Annotated in this window: 23 protein-coding genes; 6 read left to right on the forward strand and 17 right to left on the reverse strand. The window is 42.4% G+C overall.

Features of this window, described 5'->3' with window-relative positions:
• Positions 1–98 precede the first annotated feature (98 nt).
• Entirely contained in the window at positions 99–1,094 is a 996-nt protein-coding gene (gene asnA, locus ACSLBF_RS14750; RefSeq protein ID WP_440054116.1) for an aspartate--ammonia ligase, read from the forward strand.
• A 103-nt stretch (positions 1,095–1,197) separates the two neighbouring features.
• Here asnA and ACSLBF_RS14755 read toward each other — a convergent pair whose 3' ends face one another.
• The 15 genes from ACSLBF_RS14755 to rph form a co-directional block, all read right to left on the reverse strand.
• On the reverse strand, positions 1,198–1,374 hold the full coding sequence (locus ACSLBF_RS14755; protein ID WP_440054117.1) for a hypothetical protein: 177 nt from the start codon (positions 1,372–1,374) through the stop codon (positions 1,198–1,200).
• Between the two features lie 190 nt (positions 1,375–1,564).
• The gene (locus ACSLBF_RS14760; protein WP_440054118.1) at positions 1,565–1,732 is read right to left on the reverse strand and encodes a hypothetical protein; all 168 of its coding nucleotides are present in this window, start codon (positions 1,730–1,732) and stop codon (positions 1,565–1,567) included.
• A gap of 188 nt (positions 1,733–1,920) precedes the next feature.
• On the reverse strand, positions 1,921–2,088 hold the full coding sequence (locus ACSLBF_RS14765; RefSeq protein ID WP_440054118.1) for a hypothetical protein: 168 nt from the start codon (positions 2,086–2,088) through the stop codon (positions 1,921–1,923).
• Between the two features lie 31 nt (positions 2,089–2,119).
• Positions 2,120–2,290 (reverse strand): hypothetical protein, encoded by a 171-nt coding sequence (locus ACSLBF_RS14770; RefSeq protein ID WP_440054119.1) that lies wholly within the window; start codon positions 2,288–2,290, stop codon positions 2,120–2,122.
• A 142-nt stretch (positions 2,291–2,432) separates the two neighbouring features.
• Positions 2,433–2,600, reverse strand: coding sequence for a hypothetical protein (locus tag ACSLBF_RS14775; RefSeq protein WP_440054120.1), 168 nt, complete (start codon positions 2,598–2,600; stop codon positions 2,433–2,435).
• A 322-nt stretch (positions 2,601–2,922) separates the two neighbouring features.
• The gene (locus ACSLBF_RS14780) at positions 2,923–3,315 is read right to left on the reverse strand and encodes a RidA family protein (protein WP_440054121.1); all 393 of its coding nucleotides are present in this window, start codon (positions 3,313–3,315) and stop codon (positions 2,923–2,925) included.
• A gap of 12 nt (positions 3,316–3,327) precedes the next feature.
• On the reverse strand, positions 3,328–5,430 hold the full coding sequence (gene spoT, locus ACSLBF_RS14785; protein ID WP_440054122.1) for a bifunctional GTP diphosphokinase/guanosine-3',5'-bis pyrophosphate 3'-pyrophosphohydrolase: 2,103 nt from the start codon (positions 5,428–5,430) through the stop codon (positions 3,328–3,330).
• 405 nt (positions 5,431–5,835) lie between these two features.
• Positions 5,836–6,111, reverse strand: coding sequence for a DNA-directed RNA polymerase subunit omega (rpoZ, locus tag ACSLBF_RS14790; protein WP_440054123.1), 276 nt, complete (start codon positions 6,109–6,111; stop codon positions 5,836–5,838).
• A gap of 95 nt (positions 6,112–6,206) precedes the next feature.
• Positions 6,207–6,830, reverse strand: coding sequence for a guanylate kinase (gene gmk, locus ACSLBF_RS14795; RefSeq protein WP_440054124.1), 624 nt, complete (start codon positions 6,828–6,830; stop codon positions 6,207–6,209).
• Between the two features lie 169 nt (positions 6,831–6,999).
• The gene (locus ACSLBF_RS14800) at positions 7,000–7,767 is read right to left on the reverse strand and encodes an ABC transporter permease (protein ID WP_440054125.1); all 768 of its coding nucleotides are present in this window, start codon (positions 7,765–7,767) and stop codon (positions 7,000–7,002) included.
• A 1-nt stretch (position 7,768) separates the two neighbouring features.
• Positions 7,769–8,689 carry an ABC transporter ATP-binding protein gene (locus ACSLBF_RS14805; protein WP_440054126.1) on the reverse strand — a complete coding sequence of 307 codons (921 nt, stop codon included), beginning with the start codon at positions 8,687–8,689 and terminating at the stop codon, positions 7,769–7,771.
• Positions 8,690–8,696: 7 nt separating this feature from the next.
• Positions 8,697–9,320 carry a flavin prenyltransferase UbiX gene (locus tag ACSLBF_RS14810; protein WP_440054127.1) on the reverse strand — a complete coding sequence of 208 codons (624 nt, stop codon included), beginning with the start codon at positions 9,318–9,320 and terminating at the stop codon, positions 8,697–8,699.
• Between the two features lie 3 nt (positions 9,321–9,323).
• Positions 9,324–10,664: a UDP-N-acetylmuramate:L-alanyl-gamma-D-glutamyl-meso-diaminopimelate ligase gene (gene mpl / locus ACSLBF_RS14815; RefSeq protein WP_440054128.1), complete on the reverse strand. Its 1,341-nt coding sequence runs from the start codon at positions 10,662–10,664 to the stop codon at positions 9,324–9,326.
• Positions 10,665–10,910: 246 nt separating this feature from the next.
• A complete protein-coding gene (gene pyrE, locus ACSLBF_RS14820) occupies positions 10,911–11,555 on the reverse strand; it encodes an orotate phosphoribosyltransferase (protein ID WP_440054129.1) in 645 nt (214 codons plus the stop codon).
• Positions 11,556–11,575: 20 nt separating this feature from the next.
• Positions 11,576–12,289, reverse strand: a complete 714-nt coding sequence (gene rph, locus ACSLBF_RS14825; protein WP_440054130.1) for a ribonuclease PH — start codon at positions 12,287–12,289, stop codon at positions 11,576–11,578.
• 149 nt (positions 12,290–12,438) lie between these two features.
• Here rph and ACSLBF_RS14830 point away from each other — a divergent pair, with 149 nt between their 5' ends.
• The 3 genes from ACSLBF_RS14830 (at position 12,439) to ACSLBF_RS14840 (ending at position 16,834) form a co-directional block, all read left to right on the forward strand.
• Positions 12,439–13,299, forward strand: coding sequence for a YicC/YloC family endoribonuclease (locus ACSLBF_RS14830; RefSeq protein WP_440054131.1), 861 nt, complete (start codon positions 12,439–12,441; stop codon positions 13,297–13,299).
• Positions 13,300–13,768: 469 nt separating this feature from the next.
• The gene (locus tag ACSLBF_RS14835; RefSeq protein ID WP_440054132.1) at positions 13,769–14,572 is read left to right on the forward strand and encodes a hypothetical protein; all 804 of its coding nucleotides are present in this window, start codon (positions 13,769–13,771) and stop codon (positions 14,570–14,572) included.
• A 213-nt stretch (positions 14,573–14,785) separates the two neighbouring features.
• A complete protein-coding gene (locus tag ACSLBF_RS14840) occupies positions 14,786–16,834 on the forward strand; it encodes a fused MFS/spermidine synthase (protein ID WP_440054133.1) in 2,049 nt (682 codons plus the stop codon).
• Positions 16,835–16,884: 50 nt separating this feature from the next.
• Here ACSLBF_RS14840 and ACSLBF_RS14845 read toward each other — a convergent pair whose 3' ends face one another.
• Positions 16,885–19,305, reverse strand: a complete 2,421-nt coding sequence (locus ACSLBF_RS14845) for a YbcC family protein (protein ID WP_440054134.1) — start codon at positions 19,303–19,305, stop codon at positions 16,885–16,887.
• Positions 19,306–19,307: 2 nt separating this feature from the next.
• Entirely contained in the window at positions 19,308–20,870 is a 1,563-nt protein-coding gene (locus tag ACSLBF_RS14850; protein ID WP_440054135.1) for an NADH-quinone oxidoreductase subunit L, read from the reverse strand.
• A 99-nt stretch (positions 20,871–20,969) separates the two neighbouring features.
• On the opposite strand from ACSLBF_RS14850, the gene ACSLBF_RS14855 reads away from it, so the two are divergent.
• Positions 20,970–21,863, forward strand: coding sequence for a LysR family transcriptional regulator (locus ACSLBF_RS14855; RefSeq protein WP_440054136.1), 894 nt, complete (start codon positions 20,970–20,972; stop codon positions 21,861–21,863).
• Positions 21,864–21,964: 101 nt separating this feature from the next.
• The gene (locus tag ACSLBF_RS14860; RefSeq protein ID WP_440054137.1) at positions 21,965–23,578 is read left to right on the forward strand and encodes a DUF342 domain-containing protein; all 1,614 of its coding nucleotides are present in this window, start codon (positions 21,965–21,967) and stop codon (positions 23,576–23,578) included.
• Positions 23,579–23,685: the final 107 nt, after the last annotated feature.

The following is a 23,685-nucleotide window of genomic DNA, read 5'->3' on the forward strand; positions in this document are numbered from 1 at the left end:
AAAGTAAAGGTGTTTTTGTTGTGGGTTATTGCAATAAAACTCCATTTCTTTAAATATAACCACATCAAACAAACGGTATTGGGAATGAGGACCTAATTATGTTGAGCAAGTATCAAGAGACACAAAAACAAATCGCACGTGTTAAACAGGTTTTTTCACAACAGCTGAGTGAGCGTTTAGGATTGGTTGAAGTACAAGCACCGATTTTAGCCAAAGTGGGTGACGGCATTCAGGACAACTTAAGTGGTCATGAAAAAGCGGTACAGGTGAAAGTAAAAACTTTGCCAGATGCGCAATTTGAAGTGGTTCACTCTTTGGCAAAATGGAAGCGTAAAACTTTAGGACAATATGGTTTTGCAATTGGTGAAGGCTTATACACGCACATGAAAGCGTTAAGACCCGACGAAGATAAACTCTCACCGATTCATTCTGTCTATGTTGATCAATGGGATTGGGAAAAAGTGATCTGCGAAAAAAGTGAGCGTTCACTAAGCAAGCTTAAAGAAACCGTCGAAACCTTATATCAAGCGATCAAAACCACAGAGCAAGTCGTTGCAGATGAGTTTGGAATTACACCATTTTTGCCTGAAAAAATTACTTTTGTACACAGTGAAGAACTTAGAACCATGTACCCAGACTTTACTGCAAAACAGCGCGAAAAAGCCATCGCTCAAGAGTATGGAGCAGTGTTTTTAATCGGTATTGGCGGTGAGCTTGGCGATGGTAAAATTCATGATGTAAGAGCACCAGATTACGACGACTGGTCCACACCTACTTGCGATAAGTATCAAGGACTAAACGGTGATATTTTAGTGTGGAACCCGGTATTAGAAGACGGTTTTGAGATCTCATCAATGGGGATCCGAGTCTGCCCAGACTCACTTGCTAAACAGCTAAAACTGACTGATGACGAAGACAGGTTAAGCTTAGATTGGCACCAGCAATTGGTTGCTGGCGAACTACCACAAACTATTGGCGGTGGTATCGGTCAGTCTCGATTGACTATGTTGTTGTTACAAAAGCAGCATATTGGTCAAGTACAGGTTGGGGTTTGGCCTGAAGAAGTAACAAGCTCAGTAGAAGACTTACTGTGATAAAACGAACTTATTTTTAATGTCGTAGGTTATTACTTAAACCCTCAGTTTATTGTAAGTTCTAAGCGGAGGGTTTATTTCATTAAACTAGAGCAATGTACCACTATACAGGAAAATCTTTGCAGGCTGAGGCTGTACAACCCCAAACGTTCTGACTTAAAATACATTGTCTGAAATTAGTGATTTCTATGGGCATCCCGCCTGCAACTTGTGGTGTCTGCATAGGCTTTAGAGCCGTGGCGCTATTTAGGTTTTTTAGCTTTTTAACTTTTACTTTCATTTTGAATTTCCTTTTAGATAATTTTGACTTGTCAGGTATCTTGGCGAGCAACACCAACCATCCTTACTAAAAACACATTGCTGATAATTGTGATAAATCTAAGCTTATATCCAATGTTTTAGTTTTTGTATTTAAAAACCCTCAGCTTATTGTAAATTCTAAGCGGAGGGTTTTAATGTCAAAGACTTAATTAGTCTTCACATGCTCCGCCTGTACAGCCCCAGACATTCATGCTTATAACACACTGTCTATAGTTAGTAATTTCGATATGCTTTCCGCCTGCAATTTGTGGTGTCTGCATAGGCTTTAGAGCCGTGGCGCTATTTAGGTTTTTTAGCTTTTTAACTTTTACTTTCATTTTGAATTTCCTTTTAAATAATTTTGACTTGTCAGGTATCTTGGCGAGCAACCAACCATCCTTACTAAAAACACATTGCTGATAATTGTGATAAATCTAAGCTTATATCCAATGTTTTAGTTTTTGTATTTAAAAACCCTCAGCTTATTGTAAATTCTAAGCAGAGGGTTTTAATGTCAAAGACTTAATTAGTCTTCACATGCTCCGCCTGTACAGCCCCAGACATTCATGCTTATAACACACTGTCTATAGTTAGTAATTTCGATATGCTTTCCGCCTGCAATTTGTGGTGTCTGCATAGGCTTTAGAGCCGTGGCGCTATTTAGGTTTTTTAGCTTTTTAACTTTTACTTTCATTTTGAATTTCCTTTTAAATAATTTTGACTGTTCAAGTATCTTGGCAAGCACCACCAGTGCAACCCCAAACATCTTTGCTTACAACACACTGTTGGTAATTACTAATTTTTATATATTTACCACCTGCAACTTGTGGAGTCTGCATAGGTTTTAGAGCCGCTGCGCTATTTAAGTTTTTCAGTTTTTTAACTCTTACTTTCATTTTGAATTTCCTTAACATGTTGTTTTTTGTAATGCTTATATATCAACAAATATCGATGTCATCGTATCCGAATTAGATTTACTCACTAAAAATTCCGCTCAGAAAAGCTCTGCGTGCAAATAAACTTTCAGCGAGAAAAACATTACTCTTGGCACGCACTACCAGTGCAGCCTAAAATTTGCTTGCTGTAACGACATTGATCACGGTTAGAAATATCGACATGTTTTCCACCAGCAATTTGTGGTGTTTGATGCTGCTGCAATGCCGCAGTGTTAGTTAGGCTTTTCAACTTCCTAACCTTTAATTTCATTTTAAATTTCCTTTTATTCACATACAACCAATTCAAAAAGCTACATTACAGAAACAAATAGTGCAAACTTTAATCGATAAAGTAGCAATATTTTCTCGTATCAAGATACGTCATATGGTAAACAGGTTGGTATCACTCTCAAATTAAGATTACGGATTAACTAACAGAGGACATAAACAAGGAAAGGTTAACGCCTTAAGACAAAGCGTGTGGTCTAATGTTTTATTATATAAATGGTTAGAACTTAAAAAGGAGCCGAAGCTCCCTATTTAACCTCAAGCTGAGATTATTTAGCTTAATTTTCGCCCCAAGGCAGAAATAATCAATTTGTTGATGGCAATTCCATGATCCCATCAATCTCAATTTGCACCGCTTTTGGTAGCTCTTTAACGCCAATCGCTGCACGAGCAGGATAAGGTGTTCTAAAATACTGTGCCATGATCTCGTTTACTTTTGCGAAATGGCTTAGGTCAGTTAGGAAAATATTAACTTTAACCATATCTTGTAGCTCACCGCCTGCCGCTTCACATACCGCGATCAGATTTTTAAACACCTGATGAGTTTGCTCTTCAAAATCTTGCGAGATCACTTCCATGGTTTCTGGTACCAATGGAATTTGACCCGATAGATACACCGCAGTGCCTACTTTAACCGCTTGGTTATAAGTGCCAATGGCCGCTGGCGCTTTGTCTGTTGAAATAATTGCTTTGTTCATTGTGATTCCTTTTTATTTCTTTCTATATACGCGTTGAACATCTGGCATAACTCGGATCCGGCGCATAATATCTGCAACATGGACACGGTTTTTCACTGTGATCCCCAGATCAATCACGTACAAATTACTTTCTTTCTCATCGGTGGCAATTTCGACAATATTCGCCTGAGTACTCGCCACCACATTGGTTAATTTCGCCAACGCGCCTTGATGGTTAATGATTTCCACCCGCATCGCTGCGATATATTCTTTTTCAGGATTGTCTTCCCACTTTACTACGAAATACTTAGCCCGTTCGTTTTGCCAACCTCGTATATTTTTACACTCTTGGCGGTGAACCATCAGACCCTTGCCCTGACTTACATAGGCAGTAATCGCGTCACCTGGTACTGGACGACAACATTTAGCATAAGTAACCAGCATACCTTCCGTACCGATTATTGCAGCTTTGGCTCGCTTAGCAATATCTTCAATTGCTTTATCGTCTTGCAATAAGCGCTTCGCGACCAATAAACTCATAATATTGCCGCAACCGATTTCGACTAACAGCTCTAATAATGTGTTTAGGTTATTTTCTTCTAGAACCTTGTCGATTTGTGCCTGTGGCACATCATCCAGTTTGTGTTCACCAAGTGCTGAGTCCAATAATCTGCGACCCAACTGCATGGCCTCTTCTTCCTGCTGACTTTTAAGGTAATTACGGATCCCAAGACGCGCTTTACCTGTCACCACAAAGTTAAGCCAAGTCGCATTAGGATGCGCGCCAGAGCTGGTGATTACCTCGATAGTTTGGCCAGTATCGAGTGCTTTACTTAGTGGGTAAGGTTTGCGATTAACTCTTGCACCAACGCAGGTATTACCAACGTCGGTGTGCACTGCATAGGCAAAATCTACAGCTGTTGCCCCCATTGGCAATTCAACAATACGACCATCAGGCGTAAACACGTAAATTTCTTCTGGGAACAGCTCTGTTTTAACGTTCTCTACAAATTCAAACGACGAACCTGCACTTTGCTGCAGTTCAAGCAAACTTTGCATCCATTGACGTGCGCGCTGCTGAGCGGTATGTCCCGCAGAATCACCCGCTTTTTTGTACATCCAATGTGCTGCAACGCCTTTATCCGCCATATGATCCATATCATGCGTACGGATCTGTATTTCTACGGGTATACCATGAGGTCCTACGAGTGAGGTATGTAACGACTGATAACCGTTGGTTTTTGGCACTGCAATATAGTCTTTGAATCGTGTTTCGATAGGCTTGTAAAGGTTGTGTGCAACGCCTAGGACGCGATAGCAGGTATCTAAGCTATCAACATTGATCCTAAAGGCGTAAATATCCATAACTTCGTTAAACATCAATTCTTTGCTAAGCATCTTTTTGTAAATGCTATACAAGTGTTTTTCTCGACCTTTAACTGATCCCTGTATCCCCGCCTCTTCTAACCGTGATTCTATCTCTGTTTGGATATTACTGATCACTTCTTTACGGTTGCCACGCGCCTTCGCGACTTCCGATTTCAATGCTCGATAGCGCATGGGATAAAGTGCTTGAAAACCTAAATCTTCAAGTTCGTTTTTAATATCATGAATACCTAGGCGGTTAGCGATTGGCGCATAAATCTCAAGCGTTTCTCTAGCGATTCGGCGACGTTTATCCGGACGTAACGCGCCCAACGTACGCATGTTATGTGTTCTATCCGCCAGCTTGATAAGAATGACGCGAATATCCTGCGTCATTGCCATGATCATTTTACGGTAGTTTTCTGCTTGAAATTCTTTTTTGTCCTTGAAGCTCAACTTATCTAGTTTGGAAACACCTTCAACCAACTCTGCCACTGTATTACCAAAGATTTCGGCAAGGTCGTCTTGGCTAAAATCGGTGTCTTCAATCACATCGTGCATCAACGCGGCCATTAAGGTTTCATGGTCTAGTTTCATGCCCGCTAAGATCTGTGTCACTTCAACTGGGTGGGTAATGTAAGGCTCACCACTTGAACGAGTCTGTCCTTCATGTGCTTCGCGTGCAACCACATAGGCTTTTTGCACTAGCTCCACATCCTCCGGTGACAAGTACTCGGAAATCTTCTTTTTCAGCCCTTCAAACAGATACATTCACACTCCAATGTTTTAGTGACAATATACCAATGTGATACCCACATCAGCATAGAATTAACATGCGGCAAGTGCCTAATTCATTATTTTGCATCAATGCAAAAACAGACGATTTAGAACCTCAGATCTGCGCACCATAATACTGCATCAATACCTCATTAGCGCAGTCGATAACACGTGTTACTCGCGATTCTATAAGCCTTACTCGCCATAACAACTTGTTAATTAAAATATACGATGAATCACGAAGTAAGCCAATCCACAATTTGTCTCAATTTGGGACAAATTCAATTAAATACCAATTGTCTTAATACCGTGATCTATGTTGAGGATTGATATTACTAAACGCCAAAAACAATAATGCCAGCATTACGCTGGCATTATCATCAAACTTAAACGCGATGTTTAGCGGTTACCACCTACAATCGCTGCAACAGCCGCAAGCTCTGCTGCTTCTTGGCTTTGTTGCTCTTCACGGTCAATTGTGTCTAGTGAATCAGTCGTCACTAGTCCTTTTTCAATTTCACGTAGTGCAATTACGGTTGGCTTATCATTTTCAGCATCAACCATAGGATCTTTACCGCCTACAGAGATCTGACGAGCGCGACGCGCTGCAACTAAGATCAAATCAAAGCGGTTACCAATTTTATCTACTGCATCTTCTACAGTTACGCGAGCCATCGAAGCACTCCAAAATTCAGTTCATTAAGCAAGAGGCTAGTTTACTGCATGTGTCGCCTTTCGCCAAGTAGGGATGGTTAAAAATTAGAAGATAGTTACTTCAGCAAATCTTCAATCAGGCCTTGTTGACGTTGCTGTTGCGCCTTTAATTCTAATCGCGCCGCAATCACAATATGCTCAAGCTCTGCTAACGCGGTGTCAAAATCGTCATTGACTAATAAGTAGTCAAACTCGTTGTAGTGCGAGCTTTCTGATTTCGCCTCAGCCATACGACCAGCAATGACTTCTTGAGAATCTTGACCACGACCATTTAAACGCTTTTCTAATTCAGCGGTTGAAGGCGGCAAAATAAAGATAGTTTTCACTTCTGGCATTAATTCACGAACCTGACGAGCACCTTGCCAATCGATATCTAGAAATACATCTATGCCAGCATTTAGCTGGGTTTCAATTGCTTGCTTGGAAGTGCCGTAGTAATTCTCAAAAACCTGCGCCCACTCGAAGAAATCACCCTTATCAATTAGTTGTTTAAATTCCTCAACCGATACAAAGTGATAATGAACGCCATTTTCTTCACCCGGACGAGGATTGCGCGTAGTGTGCGACACTGACACCTTAATATCTTGATGTTTGTCTAAAAGCGCTTTGATTAAACTAGACTTTCCTGCACCTGAAGGTGCTGAAAGAATAAACAAATTACCGCGAGTTGCTGATGTCATAACCGTTCTCGAAATCACTTAAATCTGACAAATGCAGCACCACTAAAAATCTGTAGCTGCCTGTTGTCCACTGAAAAGCGCGTATTATAACCGCTATCTTTCAAGAGTACACTGCTGAGGGAAGTTTGCCATTAGTGAACCTGCCTGTTCACCAATGGCAAGAAAGAGATCAGTGTCTTAAACCAATACCACGCTTAATCAGCGTGAGCGCTGTCATGAACAACACACTGATAAAGACTAACAACACGCCAAACGATACGAAGATATCAACGTCGGACACACCTAAAAAGCCAAACCTAAAGGCGTTAACCATATAAATGATTGGATTGATTTGAGAAACTCCTTGCCAAAACTCAGGTAACAAGCTGATTGAATAGAAAACGCCACCTAAGTAAGTCAGTGGGGTTAACACAAAAGTTGGAATAATGCTGATATCGTCAAAACTATTGGCATACACGGCGTTGATCAAACCACCCAATGCAAACACTGCAGAGGTCAGCACCACGGTCAAAATAATCACAGCAAGGTTATGAATTTGAATATCAACAAAGAACAAGCTGACCAAAGTAACGATTAAGCCAACTAACATGCCTCGCGCCATACCACCGCCCATATAGCCAAGCACAATGATATAGTTGGGGACAGGTGCGACTAACAGCTCCTCGATGCTTTTTTGAAATTTAGTGGAATAAAAGCTAGACGCCACATTGGAGTAAGAGTTGGTGATCACCGACATCATGATAAGACCAGGCACAATAAACTCCATGTAACCAAAGCCCCCCATTTCACCAATGCGAGAACCTATCAAACTACCAAAGATCACAAAATATAAGGTCATGGTGATCGCAGGTGGCACCAGAGTTTGTACCCAAATACGTAAGAAACGAATACACTCTTTAATCCAAATACTTTTTAACGCTACGCCATATTTAAACACGTTATGCACCTCGCCCTTGCTCTAATAACCCTACAAACAACTCTTCCAATCGGTTCGCCTTATTACGCATACTCAATACTTGATTGCCTTGTTCAGACAGCTGATTAAACACACCATTTAGACCTTGTGATTTTGCCACTTCAACTTCAATGGTGTGATCATCAATTACCTTGAAGGTATATCCGTCGAGCGTAGCCGGTTGCATTGGCGCTTTCATATCCAGAACGAACGTTTCTTTGTCGAGTTTAGCCAACAACGCTTTGATGGTGGTGTGCTCTACAATTTGACCTTTGTCGATAATGGCAATATTACGGCACAGCAGCTCGGCTTCCTCTAAGTAGTGCGTAGTAAGAATAATCGTTACGCCTTGTTGATTTATTTCACGCAGGAAGTCCCACATAGAGCGACGCAATTCAATATCCACGCCAGCGGTTGGCTCATCCAAAATAAGCAGTTTTGGTTCGTGCATAAGCGCACGAGCTATCATCAAACGGCGCTTCATACCACCTGACAAGGTGCGTGCTTGTTTGTCTTTTTTATCAAATAGTCCCAGTTGTTTTAGGTACTTTTCAGCACGCTCATGGGCGATATTTCTCGGCACACCGTAGTAACCTGCTTGGTTCACGAGGATCTGATTTAGCGTCTCAAACTGACCAAAGTTAAACTCTTGTGGTACTAACCCCAAGTGTGACTTGGCAGCTTCTAGATCCGTGTCGATGCTATGTCCAAACACTTCAACTTGGCCTTGTGTTTTGTTTACCAACGAAGCGATCACCCCTATGGTCGTTGATTTGCCCGCCCCATTCGGTCCAAGCAATGCAAAAAAGTCTCCCTCTTGAACTTCAAGGTCAATTCCCTTTACGGCTTCCACACCGTTTTTATAGACCTTAGTTAACCCTTTGATATTTAATGCAACTGTCATCGTTTTATTATTCTCCATATCCCCAACGCTTCGCTAAAGTGTGCGCTATGTTGAGATGATCTAATATTCTTGCCACCATAAAATCGACCAAGTCTGCAATGCTTTGTGGCTGATGATAAAACCCAGGAGCCGCTGGCATAATCGTCACACCAAGCTGGCTGAGCTTTAACATGTTCTCTAAATGAATTGAACTGAACGGCGTTTCTCTTGGGACTAAAATCAATTGTCCGCGTTCTTTGATCACCACGTCTGCTGCACGCTCAAGTAGATTATCCGATGCGCCCATCGCAATGGCTGAAACACTACCCGCGCTACACGGGCAAACGACCATTTGTTTAGGTGCCGCTGAACCAGACGCTACCGGGCTAAACCAATTCTCTTTGCCAAACACTTGAATTTGTTCAGGCTTGGCAGAAAACATCTCAGATAACTGCTGAGAAGCTTTTTCTTCGTTACCCGAAAGCTTGACGTTTGATTCTGTATCTAACACCACGCGCGCCGCGCTCGAAATTAGCACATAAACTTGATAGTTTAACGACACTAAGACTTCTAATAGTCTCAGCCCGTATGGTGCACCTGATGCCCCACTAAACGCGAGGGTGATTTTTCCGTTAAAGGTTTGCTGGTTCATCGATTAGTTTTCCAATGCCGCTAATAATTTGTCGTGAATTCCACCGAATCCACCATTACTCATTATTAATACGTGCTGTTTATCGGTGCGATTGGTCACCACCTGCGAGATGATTTCTTCAATTGAGTTAAAACACAGCCTGCCGGCCTGTTCTGCGGCACTGCTCAGTGACCAAGCTAATCCTTCAGGTTCGTATACTAACACCTCGTCAGCCACCGCCAGTGAAGCCATGAGTGTTTGTTGGTGAACACCTAGTTTCATGGTATTAGAACGCGGCTCTAAAATCGCAACGATACGCTCGTTTCCGACTTTGGCACGCAACCCTGCAAGGGTGGTTTCTATCGCTGTGGGGTGATGGGCAAAGTCATCATATACGGTGACACCATTTACCACACCTTTTAACTCCATCCGACGTTTTGGAGATTTAAACTGCGCTAACGCTTCGATACTAACCGATACAGGAATACCAACGTGACGAGCCGCAGCAATCGCCATAATGGCGTTTTTCACATTATGTTCGCCAATGGCTTGCCAACGGACTTCGCCTTGAGTTTCACCGTTTAACAGTACAGTGAAATGCGACCCATCGGCTGCTAACAGCTGATAATTCCAATCACCGCCTAGAGTTTCTTTTTGACTCCAAAAGCCACGTTCAATCACATCATTAAGTGCTTCATCTTGTGCAGGATAAATCGCTTTACCTTGTGAGGGTAAGGTTCTGATTAAATGATGGAACTGCGTCTGAATGGCATTAAGATCCGGGAAGATATCAGCATGATCATATTCTAAATTATTGAGGATCAAAGTGCGTGGCAAGTAATGAACAAACTTACTGCGCTTATCAAAAAATGCCGTGTCGTATTCGTCTGCTTCAATCACAAAAAAAGGGGTATCTGAAGTGCGCGCTGATATACCAAAGTTTTGCACTATTCCACCGATCAAAAAACCCGGGTTTAGCCCTGCGTACTCCAATAACCACGCGAGCATACTTGCAGTGGTGGTTTTACCATGTGTACCCGCAACAGCGAGCACCCACGCAGTTTGTAATACATGTTTTTTCAACCACTCAGGGCCCGAAGTATAAGGCAATCCTTTATCAAGCACATATTCAACGCACGGGTTGCCACGACTCATGGCGTTACCGATGATCACCACATCGGGATTTGATGCTAACTGCTCAGGATCATACCCTTGAGTCAGTTCGATCCCCAAAGATTCAAGCTGCGTACTCATTGGTGGATACACGTTTTGATCAGAGCCTGTTACTTTGTGACCGAGTGATTTTGCTATCGCCGCGATACCACCCATAAAGGTGCCACAAATCCCTAAAATATGTACATGCATAAGTCTTGTTCTACTTTATAATCTTGCAATTAGGTTAACACACTCAGCTGATAATCGGCTGACTTTGTTGTTCAATTGATATGCTATTAAAAGGTAATAATTCAAGCCGCTCTGCTGCGCTACCTTATACTGTTGCGGATTAACATATAACCGTATTAAGAATAGAGTCTTTATTTATCATCACACTGAATTTGTAGGCAAAAAAATACCAGTCACATGACTGGTATTTTTCAAAAACGATAAGCGTTACATTATACCGTAAGCATCTCGATAAGCTTTTACCGCTTCCAAATGCTCATCCATACCACCTTGCTGCTCAAGGTAAGTGATAAGATCTGATAGTTTAACAATCGACACCACTTTGGTGTTAAAGTCACGCTCAACTTCTTGAATTGCAGACAGTTCAGCCTTGCCTTTTTCTTGGCGGTCAAGTGCAATCAATACACCAGCAAGATCAGCACCATTTGCTGCAATGATCTCCATTGATTCACGAATTGCAGTACCTGCGGTGATCACATCGTCCACCAGCATAATACGGCCTTCAAGCGCAGAGCCCACTAAGTTGCCACCCTCACCGTGTTGCTTTTTCTCTTTACGATTAAAGCAATAAGGTACATCTTTGTCGTGATGATCTGCAAGCGCCACTGCGGTTGTTGTGGCAATAGGAATCCCCTTGTAAGCTGGACCAAACAACACATCAAATTCAATGCCCGCATCTTCTAATGCAGACGCATAAAAGCGACCTAGACGCGCTAAATCACGACCAGTGTTAAACAAGCCAGCATTGAAAAAGTACGGACTGGTTCTGCCTGATTTCAGCGTAAACTCACCAAATTTGAGTACCTGCTTCTCTAGAGCAAATTCAATAAAATCTTTTTGATACTGTTTCATGTTCTACCTGTCAGAGTTAATTAGGCTAATGCTTGTTTTTGCTGATCAATGATCTCGCGGATTGAGTGTTTTGCCAGCTCAAGTAGCTCGTCTAATTCTTCAAAAGAGAACGGTTCGCCTTCGGCTGTACCTTGCACTTCAATCAACTTGCCAGTTTCTGTCATGATCACATTCATGTCAGTTTCGGCTTCAGAGTCTTCTAGATATTCAAGATCGGTAATTGGCTGACCTTTATAAACACCCACCGAAATGGCAGCAATCATAAATTTAAGTGGATTGGAGTTGATCATACCCTTAGCGCGCATATGGGTTAGTGCGTCAACCAATGCCACACAAGCACCACTGATAGAAGCGGTACGCGTACCACCATCGGCTTGAATTACGTCGCAATCAATCGTAATGGTATTTTCACCAAGTGCTTTTAGGTCAACGGCTGCTCTTAATGCACGTGCGATAAGGCGCTGAATTTCCATCGTACGGCCGCCTTGTTTACCCTTTGCAGCTTCGCGGTTATTGCGCGTATGTGTAGAACGCGGAAGCATGCCATATTCTGCTGTGATCCAGCCCTTACCTTGACCTTTCATAAAGCGCGGTACTCCAGCCTCAACTGAAGCGGTACACAATACTTTGGTATTTCCAAATTCTACCAACACTGACCCTTCAGCATGCATTGTGTAGTTACGTGTAAATGTAACAGGCCTGATCTGATTTGCAGTTCTCTCGCTTGGACGCATCCACCTTCTCCATCAAAAAAATTTTCAATATTATAAAGGGATCGCTGTCACTATGCCACGCGATTACGGCAAAAATAAAATTCCCCTAGAGCTGAATTTTTTATCAGCTATAATGGCCCAGTTACAACAAGCCAATTTAGGGACTTTATATGATCCACAGTATGACCGCCTACGCCCGAAAAGAAGTTAAAGGTGATTGGGGCACAGGGGTTTGGGAGATCCGCTCAGTTAACCAGCGTTATCTTGAAACCTTCATCCGCGCACCGGAACAATTTAGAGGCCTAGAGCCAGTAATACGTGAACGCCTGCGCAAACATCTACAACGCGGCAAGGTGGAAGTTTACCTAAAGTTTACCGCGAACCCCGCGCACGTTGGTCAGCTCAATGTGAACGACACACTAGCCAAGCAACTCATCGAAAGCGCAAAGTGGGTGCAAAGCCAAAGCGGTGGTGATATTAACCCTGTTGATATTCTGCGTTGGCCAGGCGTGATGGAAGCAGAAGAAGTAGATTTAGACACTGTAAATAGCTCCCTACTTACCGGTTTTGATGAATTAGTAGAAGACTTCAAAGCGGCCCGCGCTAGCGAAGGCGCAAACCTAGAAGACATGATCACCACGCGTCTAGATTCAATAGTCGAGCAAGTCGCAATTGTTGAAGGTTACATGCCAGAAGTGAACAAGTGGCAACGTGAAAAGCTTTCACAAAAACTAGAAGAGTTAAAAACCGACATTGATGAAAGCCGCTTAGAACAAGAGCTCATTTACCTTGCTCAAAAGCAAGATGTCGCTGAAGAACTAGACCGCTTAAAGTCACACGTTAAAGAAACCCATAAAATCCTCAAAAAAGGCGGTGCCTGTGGCCGACGCCTAGACTTTATGATGCAAGAGTTTAACCGCGAGTCAAACACCCTAGCCTCAAAGTCTATCAACACCGACATCACCAATGCAGCGGTCGAGTTAAAAGTGTTGATTGAGCAAATGAGAGAGCAGATCCAGAATATTGAGTAATGTTCACTAGCGCTCAAAAATATTCACAACCCATTGAAAAACCTCGCTTTATAGCGGGGTTTTGTTTTTATGGTTCCGTATTTTTTCATTCTGTTTCATCCAACTGGTGAGTATTGTGGTGAGTATTTTTCACTGCTAGTCTCCAAATACTGGTAAGTACAAGAGGTGGAAAATGCCAAATTTAACAGTTAAACAAGTCAACATACTTACTAAAAGTAGGCTAGTTAGAGCTTAAGTTTCAAGATGATCATTTGAAGCGTTACTTGAGTCATAAAATGAGTATATTAGATGAAATTTATAACAAGCATATTTTTGATGTGAGGAAAAAATTAATCAAGTCATTTCCCCCTATTATTTAACAAGCAATTAAAACTATTTAATATATACACAAAGTCTTGAGGCTAATAGTCGGCTGTATTAAGTCCTTAAGAGATGATTAAATTGCCTTTAAAGATGGAATTTACAATCAATGACGTTTAATGAACTAGTACAAACCCTAACTATTTCGACCGCTATTCTTGCGATAATTCTACCTTTATGGTTTTCGAGAAAACATAAAAAGGACGATGCTAAGCAAAAAGCTGCTGAAATATTAATATCTCTACCAGGTGATATGGATAATGTTTCCAAATCATATATCGAATCTTCTAATCTAAGAATCTTAACCGAATATCAAGGAAATAAAGATTTTTTCAAAAAGCTAGGCAAGTTTTCCGACCCTGTTCGGGCAGTTGAAACATGGAAGAAACATCACCTCCTCATCAAGGATTTCCCTGATAATCCGAGCTTAAAAATGCGAAGAAAAGTTATTTGGATCCCTTTCGTACTATTTTTAGTAACTTTTATTCTTACAATTTTATCTGCAACCGCTAGTAGTTACTTTGCTGAAAGCTCATCTAGAATGGCAAAAATTCTAGAAGCTACAGAAATTAGTGATAATGAGAAGTTTTACTTTATTGAAAAAATGAGCTCTAGTGGTTTATCAAAAGACGTCACATATTACATACCATCAAAAACAAATAAGAACTTTGTCATATCAAAGCTAAGTTTTGCCATACTCTCTATCGCAACTGCTTTCTCCTCTGGAGCCATGCTTTACTTCTCTATAATTTTTATAGACATGACCTTAACTTACCTGTTTCTGGATAAAGAACAGATAAAACTTTCTATGCAACCTATAAAAATCGATGACGAAAAAACCGCAGCAAGCGTCAGGAGTTTAATCGAGACAATGAATTCTTCTCTCAGAAAGTACTTTGGGTTGAAAAGTTGATTCATATAATTTCTTGCCGCATTTATTCGTTAACAGAAGTCCTGATCTGCTCTAATTGTCCACTGCCGTTTTATAGCAATTGCACCCATGCTTTGTGACAATACACCGAGGGCAGCTCAAATCGCCAAACAAGCCTTTCTTATTATCAAGTTGCTTCGATGCTTACAAAGCAGGTAAGCTGTGCGCGTTTTTGTTTGGACTATTGTATTTGTTATGAAACAGCTGTTTTTGCTTACGATCCTGCTCGGCGCATTTTTACTTTTTCAGATCCAGCCTTTGGTTGGTAAAATTACCACGCCTTTTTTTGGTGGCTCAGCCGCAGTTTGGACTAGCTGCATGTTCTTTTTCCAGACTTTTCTGTTAGTTGGATATTTGTATTCACACAGCTTAAGTAAATTGGCGATTAAAAAGCAGCTGACTATTCATGCCTTACTGACGTTCGTTTGTTTGCTTTTTTTACCTGTCTCGGTAGAGGTATTTCAGCTAAACGATAATACCGACTCACCAATTATAAGCATTTTAGTCACACTGTTTTTTGCCATTGGTATGCCCTATTTATTGCTCGCCACCTCCGTACCCATGTTACAAAAGTGGTATAGCCAATTGAAATCGGCAAACAGCGGAGAAAGTTACTATTTTTATGCGGTTTCCAACGTAGGCGCACTAGTTGGGCTTCTATCATACCCATTTATCTTTGAGCCAAATCTAGCAATAAGTAGCCAAAAGCTGCTCTGGAGTGTTTCATTTCTAGCTTACAGTGTGTTGCTATTGAGCATTACGTTTTTAGTATTTAAACACAGTAAGGCTGCGGCTCTTACCGAGCAAACAGTCAGTCATTCAACACCTCCCACTGCATGGACTCAAAAGTTTTACTGGCTTGCACTGTCGGCAACCGGTGTCGTGCTGTTACTTTCAATTACCAATGCAATCACACAGAACATTCCACCCGTGCCTTTTTTGTGGATTCTGCCCTTAGTGATTTACCTCCTGACCTACATTTTAAGTTTCAGCCTTAAAACGTTTTATCATCGCGGGATCACCACCAGCTTTTTTATCTTGAGTGCGATATGTACTGCGTTTTTATATCATAGCAATGCGTTATTTGACGTTTATAGTCAGTTAGTTATTTACTCCATAACCTTGGCAAGTGGCTGCATGATTTGTCATGGCGAATTGGCTAAATCAACACCGAAAGAAGCTCACCTTACGCAGTTTTATTTACATATTTCCCTGGGCGGTTTTTTTGGGGGGTTGTTTGTTTCGGTCATCGCCCCGACTGTATTTAACGAATACTTTGAATTTCCACTCGGTATTGCTGCCACCATGTTGTTGGCGTTAATCGGCTCTCACATGACGACTCAGAACGTGACTTGGTTGTCCTTTGCACGAATAAAGCAACTCGGGATTTTGGCTGGTTTAGGTATTTTTACTAGCTTATTTATCTATTTAAATAGTACTTTTTCTCAGTTTGATATTCATACCAGCCGAAACTTTTATGGCACCTTAAGTGTAAAAGATATCGATGCTGCAGCTATCCATGAACGGCGCCTAATCGATGGCATGACCTCGCACGGCGCTCAAAGCCTAGATACAACCAAAAAGCATATTCCACTTGCCTATTACAGTTATCAAAGTGGGATCGGATTACTGCTAACCGAGTTAAAAGCAAAACAAGCCCTCAATATGGGAATTATAGGACTCGGCGCGGGTACACTGTCGGTGTATGGTGATGTTAAAGATCGCATCGACTACTACGAACTTAACCCCAATGTTGCTCGGGTGGCGAAAGAATACTTCAGCTATCTTAGTGACGGTAAAGCAAGCACCAATATCATCTTGGGAGACGGGAGACTATCACTTGCGGCCAGAGATACCTCTCAACCCGCCTACAATGTGTTAGTGATTGATGCCTTTTCAAGTGACGCTATTCCCAAGCATTTACTCACTATAGAGTCATTTCAGCTGTACTTAGCACATTTGCAAAACGATGGCGTATTAGCGCTGCATATCTCCAATAACTATCTAGATTTACTACCGGTAGTAAAAGCGGCAGCCAATGCCCACAAACTGGAAATGATGTACTTTAGTCAAGGCACCAGTGCTGATGACGGTACCACTGCGGATTGGGTGTTGCTTACCCGTGATCCATCTGTGCTGCAAAACCCAACACTTCAAAAACATAATCAACCATCGCTAATTGCCGAAGCAGAAGAAGTGCTTTGGAGCGATAACTTTAGCTCTTTGCTGCATATCGTTAAGTAACGTCATCGAACGCGGTGACGGAGAAACTCTCTTGGTCACCGTTTTTGGAGTTAACTCACTTCAACCCATTGGCCATGTTGATATCGAGAGATCAGTTTTGTCTCAGCATCAATTGCCAGCATATACAACCACTGATTATTCACTAAACTGCTTACAGATTCGTGCTTTTTAATGATGTGCTCTATCGCCTGTGTGGGTGCTTGGATGAAAACTGACAATCGCTGCGGTGTATGCATCCATTTTTCACCGTCATGCAGTGACTGTTTCGGCAAACCTATTCTTAAGTCCCCACCATTACCTTCAAAAACCCCGATATGACCGCCAACAACGTTATGCAGCACCTTATTACCACTGCCGTATTTAAGGGGCTCAGTAACCGAGGCATTGTACTGCATGTTGATCCAATTGGTGACGATCATTGGTGCTGTAAGAATAGCTTCAAGCAGTGTAAAGGTGGTGTCTTGTGCAGCGTCGTAATTATGTAGAAATGCCCTGCCCTCAAGCGTGAACCGCTTAGTGGTTGAGCGTGGAGCCACAATAAAAGCAGCATTGTTGGCTAATCCCCATTCAGGACGTACTTGAGACCAATCGCTAGCCTGTGCGTTAAAGTGTGCAGCAAGTGTTTTGTCTGTATCATTTGCAAGCTGAGGATTGTGTGCCTTTACACGTTCTCGCCTTACTTGTGCACTGGCAGCACTTATCCACGCCATGCTAGTTGGATCTAGCTCGGTAAAAACCTTAATTTCTTCGGTTGTGGTATTGTGCAGCGCTGCAATAAACTGAGTCTGCTTTGGAATCTCAATATTTTTTTCTTTCAGCGCGTTGCGTACTTCTACGTCATTTAATAGTTGTGCCAACACCTTGGCATTCAGCTCGCCTGACTGCCCTCCACACGCACCACAATGTAGCCCAGCTTCATGAAGGTTATTGGTGGTTTGCGCACCATGACCGACTAATAATACGGTTTTCGCAAACTGCTTTAGCCCTAAACTGCTCAGAATTCCCGCTACTAATTCTGCCTTTTCAACCGTGGTTAATGGTCGCTCTGCATCATAAAGTTGCCATTGTCCGTTCGCTAAGTTGCTATCTACTGGATGCACAGGTTGAGACAGTGAAAATGTCCTTGCTAATAATTTATAGAAGTAACTCACACCAAACGATTCAACCATAGAAAAAGACGCGGCAGCTGAATGCGACCAATGATGCCACTTCGCTTTTTGTGCTCGCTTTGCTGATAACGTTGTTGATGAGTCAGACTCGGTGACGGTGAATGGCGCTTTTAGCAGGCCCGGCAAATGCGGACGACAATAACTACTGTCTTTGGGTTGATATTGAATAGGCAGCCCAAAAAATCCAGCATAACCTAGCGTTTCAATATCCTTGTGTTGTGCCTCCAGTGCTCTACGAATTGGCTCCGAACGCACATCAATACAAAAGACAGCTTGCAGCTCTGGCACTTCGGATGCGCTGTCAGTAGTGCTAGCAAGCGCTTTTGCTAGCGATTGTTGATAACTCAGCTCTAGCGCCGTTTGCATTATCAGTCTTGGTTCGAGTTTTTTTGCGTGATCTTGATACAAAGAAACGAGCTGTTGCTGTTGTAGGTTCCAGACATGTTTAATCTGCGCAAATAGATTTGCGTCTTTATCTTGTGTGTAGCGCCAAACAACCAGTTCCCAAGCCATACGAATAGTCAGCAGTTCGCGCATCTCATTGTGCGACTTACCTTCTAAATCCGCTTGCCACTTTTCATAGGCAACCCAAGAAGCCCAGCCGTTAATATCGAGCAATAATAAGTGTACATAGTCGGTCAGGATATCTTCATTGATCTGTAACTCATTAATAGCCACAGCCAATAGCTGCTCTGGGTTTTGTGGAAGGGCATTAAAATATCGACGCAGATCTGCTTCCCCCATCACTATGGCTATGCCTCTATCCGCTGACACGGTTTGTAACCAATGTTGATACAAACCTAAATTATTATCTTGCTGAGTTTGCTGTAACACAGGTTGAACTCGCTGATAATGTGCGGCACAAAACTGGCTGATTTGATGTGTTATTTCATCTTGCCACAACATTTTGTGACGTGAGCGGTACCGGTCATTTAACTCAGCTAAGGTATGCCAGTGCGACTTTTCCAATTGACTTGAGCGCCTAAGCTCATTCAAAAATGACTCAGGCGATTCCTCCTGCTTATGTAAGGCTAATGCAGCTAGCAAGCCTGACTCAGAAATTTCCCCCAGCTGCCATAAGTCCAGATACCAATGGCTCGACATCAGCATATTTACCTTCGCCAAGGCCGACAATTTGGCGGACACTAGTCCAAAAGCTTGATGTCGCATTCCCCAAAATGGATTAACAGCGATGAGTTGATCTAAAGGCCACGTCGGCGCGATGTTAGATTCTGCTTGCAGGAGCTGACCATCTTGTGTGCTAGTAAGAGATGATTCAACATGATGTTGTTTTGCATGCATTATTAGCACTCCTTCTTCTGAGTTATAAGTTGGCGCTTAAAGGTTTTGATTTTTTGCTGAACAGGTAACTGCACCGGCCAAATAATCAAGGTTGCGCGAGTAAACCATTCATCAAGGTAGAAACCCGCATAAAGCAGTCTTGATAGCTTCTGTGTCCATGCGAAGTCGGGGCGATAATAGAGGAAATAACTCAGCACCATTAGACCGAGGATTAACACCAATACCCAGCTATCCGCCAGCCCCCAAGTAGGTGCGATGAAAAACTCAGGTAACGTAACAAAATTTGAAAGTAGTGTTTTTTGCAGTAAGTAAACACCAACAATAGCAGCAGCAAAAACAGTATTGGCTACCCCCACAATAACTGAACAGCCAGAGAACTTAAAAACAGACCAGAGCAATACAGCACCTGCGAGTAAAACCCAAATACTCATTGGTCCTTGATAGTCGCTGACAAACACTGCACTGGAAACTAATATTGCAGACAAACCCAATGCCACAATCCAACTAAGTAAAGATGGTGTTGTTTGCATTGCAAGACGACGTGACAAATCCTCATAGATCCACTGACTAGATGTCAAAAACGCATGCGCTTTGTATGCAGAGTGCGCGAGTAGATGTAACAAGGCCAGTTCAAACAACCCTAGTGCACATTCCACCAGCATTAACCCCATTTGCGCACTGGTTGACCAAGCCAAGCGCACTTTTAAACTAATTCGGGTGGTCATGATAAGCGCCGCTAATACGGCCGTTAAACCCGCAACAATTAACAACAAGGCTTTGGCTACAGCGACCTGTAGTACAAGAGGGCCAAATAGCATGATTAAAAAGCCCCCTAAGTTTATTATGCCGGCATGAAGTAACGCACTTACTGGCGTTGGTGATTCGACAACTTGAATCAACCAACCATGTACGGGAAGTTGAGCACATTTAATTAAAGCTGCAACAGCCAGTAACACAGCAGCTAATTGCTCTACCCCGACAACTGTATTAGCCCCTGCACTGTAGTGCGCCACAATCTGCTGAACGTTGAACGTATTGTGAGTTGAGTACAAACAGATGAACGCGACTAACAATGCTATCTCAGCAACTCGTGCCAAAATAAACTTTTTATGTGCTGCAAGTACTGCTCTTGGTCTGTCAGGATAAAACACCAGCAGTCGATGAAAGCTCAAACTAATCGCGACCCAACCAATCCAGAATATGGCTAAGTGGTTACTCAGTAATACTAAAAGTACACAGGATAAGGTAAGAAAAAGCGATTGGAAGTAAACTCCTTGACGTCTCTCACCTGCAAGATAAGCGATAGAAAAGCGGGCTAATACGATTGCCATAAAGGCAACTAACGAGACGATGGATAATCTAAAAAAGTTAACGGTAAAGATACCACCGGATAGATCACCATAGACACTCCAAAGCCCCCATGCACCGATGAGCGTTACAACCACAGTCAGCGTAAAAACACTACTTCTGGAGCGATACTGCGTGGGCTTTAATGACGGCCGCGAAAATACAAACGCGGCAAAGAGAAACTGTAAAAGTAACGCAAGCACAACACTGTTTAACATGACTTTCTCCTGGTTCAAATGCTGAACTGATTATCGCAACCTTTAAAAGTGAATTAAAATAGATATAATCAATGCATTCGTTCTATTTTACATATGAATATGGGCCGTTTGAATTATCATCATCTCTACTATTTTTGGCGAGTGGCTAAAACAGGCAATTTGACCCAAACCGCACAGGCTCTGCATATCTCTCAATCCGCATTGTCTGCACAGATCAAACAGCTTGAACACAACATAGACACCGTACTTTTTGAACGAGTGGGCAGAAAGCTGGTGCTTACAGAGCAAGGCAAGCAAGTATTAAACTACGCAGAAGATATTTTCTCCAAAGGCCAAGAGCTAGAAGCCCTGCTCAGCAAAGGGGTTACATCAACTACACGTTTATCAATTGGCGTACTCACCACCTTGTCACGTAACTTTGTTGAAGCATTTATTGCCCCTTTAATGACAAACGACGATGTACAGTTTAAGTTGAAGTCCGCCAGCATTGGCGAGTTACTCAACGGACTGACTAACCACGAATTAGATTTAGTATTAACCAATCGCACCGTTAACTTTGATTCGTCTGACAGGTATTGGCAGTGTCAGTTAGTTGCCAAGCAACCTCTCGCCATTGTAGGTCCACCAGAACTCAAACCTACCACCGATTTTCCGAGCGGCTATGAACAGGTGCGCTGGATCCTACCACCAACCCATTCTGATCAACGTACTGCATTTAATGCCCTTTGTGCTCGCTATCAATACTTTCCTAACATCATGGCAGAGGTGGACGATATGGCGATGATGCGACTGTTAGCCCGAGATAGCGGTGCATTGGCGGTATTACCTAGCGTCGTAGTTAAAGATGAAATCACACAAGGGGTTTTGTGTAAGTACCAAGACTTAGAGGGAATAGATGAATTCTTTTACGCGATATCCACACATAAGAAGACATTTCCTGCTGCAATCACTACACTATTTGAACAAGCATTGGCTCGAGAAAACAAACTATAAGTTGTTTTAGAATAATAAATATGACGCTAAGCACTTGACCAATTGGTGTTTATTTTGCAAGCTGATACTAACAGCATTAGGTTTCTTAAGGGTATAACTGAGTGTTCAAACTCGCGCACAATGGCAATATTTTAATGGATGTGAAAACACATCAGCCGCCAAGCGCCGCATTTATTGTGGAAGCGCTAGAACAATCCCCTTATGCCGACTGTGAAATCGATCACGATTCTATTGCTGCGTATTTTGATAGTGACTTCCCTGAAATGCAAATTGTAGTCGCCAAAAAGGTGGATGCTGAATTTACCGTAACGCTCAGTGACGACAAAATGCAAGCTACCGGACACTTAATCACCGCCAAAGGTGGTAAAAAAATATCACTCGAAGACGCTAAAAAAGCTCTCGTCAAAGCTGGTGTCAGTCGTGGTTACAAACAGACTTATCTAGAAGAGATCTTACGCAAGCAGTTTGAACTGACTCCGGGTAGTGAAACTTCAGGTATAGTGGCGGTTGGTCGTAACCCGATAGATGGCAAACCATCCTCATTGCACCATCATGTACAAACGCTGAAAGAACGCTTAAAACAGCCAAGGCTTCGCGAAGATGGTACGGTTGATATGCGGGATTTTGGTAAACTTGCAAGCGTAGCTCCTGGTGATTTGCTGGTCACTCAAAAACCTGCCACACCCGGTAAAGAGGGCTACACCGTCACGGGTGAAGTAATTGCTGCCAAAGCAGGTGACAGCTTTTCTCTAGTTGCAGGTGAAGGCACGGAAATCAATCCCAACAACCCATTGGAACTGATTGCGACTATGTCTGGTTGTCCTTCCGAGGTAACGCACGGTATGCGCGTGGATGATGTATTTACGATTGCCGACGTTTCAGTTAAAAGCGGACATATTGATTTTAATGGCAGTGTTGTTGTCACGCACAATGTGGAACCTGGTATGCGTGTCAAAGCAAAAGGCGACATAACGGTCATGGGAACCGTTGAGTCTGGCGAAGTCATTGCTGGTGGGAATATTGAAGTAAAAGGCGGAGTTATCGGCCATCTTGACCACAGTAACAACGATCATGGCCTGACCTGCAAGATCATCGCAGAAGGTGATGTGGAAATTGCACATGGTCAATACACCTATGTTGAAGCCACCAATATTTTTATTTCCAAGCAAAGCAACCACTGTGACTTAAAAGCCAAAAACCTTATTCAGGTTGGCACCGGTGAACATCCGAACGGCAAACTTATAGGTGGCACTGTATTAGACGCTGTCATGGTCGTGGCAGGTGAAGTTGGCAGTGAATCTGGTGCAAAGATGCACGTATATTTGGCCAAATCAGGCGCTGAAATAACAGCGGAAAATGACAAAGTTGTAGAAGATCTCGCCGGTGTTTACAAACAACTCGACCAGCTTCAACAAGCAATTGAAAAAGCGGATTTGGTAAAAGATCAAGAAAAGAAGAAGCTACTGGTCGCAAAAATCGGCGCGACACAGCAACACCATTGCCAACAGGCCGAACAATTCGAAAAGCGCTTAGCGGAGCTAGAACAAACACTGCATGAGCTATTAGAAACCGCTAAGCTCTCAGCCAACAAAGCGCTGCATTCTGGAGTAGAAATTCATATTTTCGATAGAAAATATAAAACAACCCGTAGCTATCCGCCTTGCCATGCAAACTTGCAAGAGAACCAGATTAAAATTGAATTTAAAACCACCTAAGTACTATGATTTTCTCATCAATGAGAGTTAATTTAGCCAAGGTATAATCTAGTAATTCAACATTTTCATCTTCGCCTTCAACAGTTACAATGTTCACAGTTATTCGG

It is taken from the genome of Pseudoalteromonas sp. T1lg65 (genome assembly GCF_051930985.1).
GTDB lineage: Bacteria > Pseudomonadota > Gammaproteobacteria > Enterobacterales > Alteromonadaceae > Pseudoalteromonas.

Excerpts from the sequence above, each read along its gene's own strand:
- ACSLBF_RS14830 (WP_440054131.1), top strand. The coding sequence starts at position 12,439 with ATGATCCACAGTATGACCGCCTACGCCCGAAAAGAAGTTAAAGGTGAT.
- asnA (WP_440054116.1), top strand. The coding sequence starts at position 99 with ATGTTGAGCAAGTATCAAGAGACACAAAAACAAATCGCACGTGTTAAA.
- rph (WP_440054130.1), bottom strand. The coding sequence starts at position 12,289 with ATGCGTCCAAGCGAGAGAACTGCAAATCAGATCAGGCCTGTTACATTT.
- ACSLBF_RS14840 (WP_440054133.1), top strand. The coding sequence starts at position 14,786 with ATGAAACAGCTGTTTTTGCTTACGATCCTGCTCGGCGCATTTTTACTT.
- ACSLBF_RS14760 (WP_440054118.1), bottom strand. The coding sequence starts at position 1,732 with ATGAAAGTAAAAGTTAAAAAGCTAAAAAACCTAAATAGCGCCACGGCT.
- ACSLBF_RS14775 (WP_440054120.1), bottom strand. The coding sequence starts at position 2,600 with ATGAAATTAAAGGTTAGGAAGTTGAAAAGCCTAACTAACACTGCGGCA.
- ACSLBF_RS14845 (WP_440054134.1), bottom strand. The coding sequence starts at position 19,305 with ATGCATGCAAAACAACATCATGTTGAATCATCTCTTACTAGCACACAA.
- ACSLBF_RS14765 (WP_440054118.1), bottom strand. The coding sequence starts at position 2,088 with ATGAAAGTAAAAGTTAAAAAGCTAAAAAACCTAAATAGCGCCACGGCT.
- pyrE (WP_440054129.1), bottom strand. The coding sequence starts at position 11,555 with ATGAAACAGTATCAAAAAGATTTTATTGAATTTGCTCTAGAGAAGCAG.
- ACSLBF_RS14810 (WP_440054127.1), bottom strand. The coding sequence starts at position 9,320 with ATGAACCAGCAAACCTTTAACGGAAAAATCACCCTCGCGTTTAGTGGG.
- gmk (WP_440054124.1), bottom strand. The coding sequence starts at position 6,830 with ATGACATCAGCAACTCGCGGTAATTTGTTTATTCTTTCAGCACCTTCA.
- ACSLBF_RS14850 (WP_440054135.1), bottom strand. The coding sequence starts at position 20,870 with ATGTTAAACAGTGTTGTGCTTGCGTTACTTTTACAGTTTCTCTTTGCC.
- ACSLBF_RS14770 (WP_440054119.1), bottom strand. The coding sequence starts at position 2,290 with ATGAAAGTAAGAGTTAAAAAACTGAAAAACTTAAATAGCGCAGCGGCT.
- ACSLBF_RS14805 (WP_440054126.1), bottom strand. The coding sequence starts at position 8,689 with ATGACAGTTGCATTAAATATCAAAGGGTTAACTAAGGTCTATAAAAAC.
- ACSLBF_RS14780 (WP_440054121.1), bottom strand. The coding sequence starts at position 3,315 with ATGAACAAAGCAATTATTTCAACAGACAAAGCGCCAGCGGCCATTGGC.
- rpoZ (WP_440054123.1), bottom strand. The coding sequence starts at position 6,111 with ATGGCTCGCGTAACTGTAGAAGATGCAGTAGATAAAATTGGTAACCGC.
- mpl (WP_440054128.1), bottom strand. The coding sequence starts at position 10,664 with ATGCATGTACATATTTTAGGGATTTGTGGCACCTTTATGGGTGGTATC.
- ACSLBF_RS14855 (WP_440054136.1), top strand. The coding sequence starts at position 20,970 with ATGGGCCGTTTGAATTATCATCATCTCTACTATTTTTGGCGAGTGGCT.
- ACSLBF_RS14835 (WP_440054132.1), top strand. The coding sequence starts at position 13,769 with ATGACGTTTAATGAACTAGTACAAACCCTAACTATTTCGACCGCTATT.
- ACSLBF_RS14755 (WP_440054117.1), bottom strand. The coding sequence starts at position 1,374 with ATGAAAGTAAAAGTTAAAAAGCTAAAAAACCTAAATAGCGCCACGGCT.
- spoT (WP_440054122.1), bottom strand. The coding sequence starts at position 5,430 with ATGTATCTGTTTGAAGGGCTGAAAAAGAAGATTTCCGAGTACTTGTCA.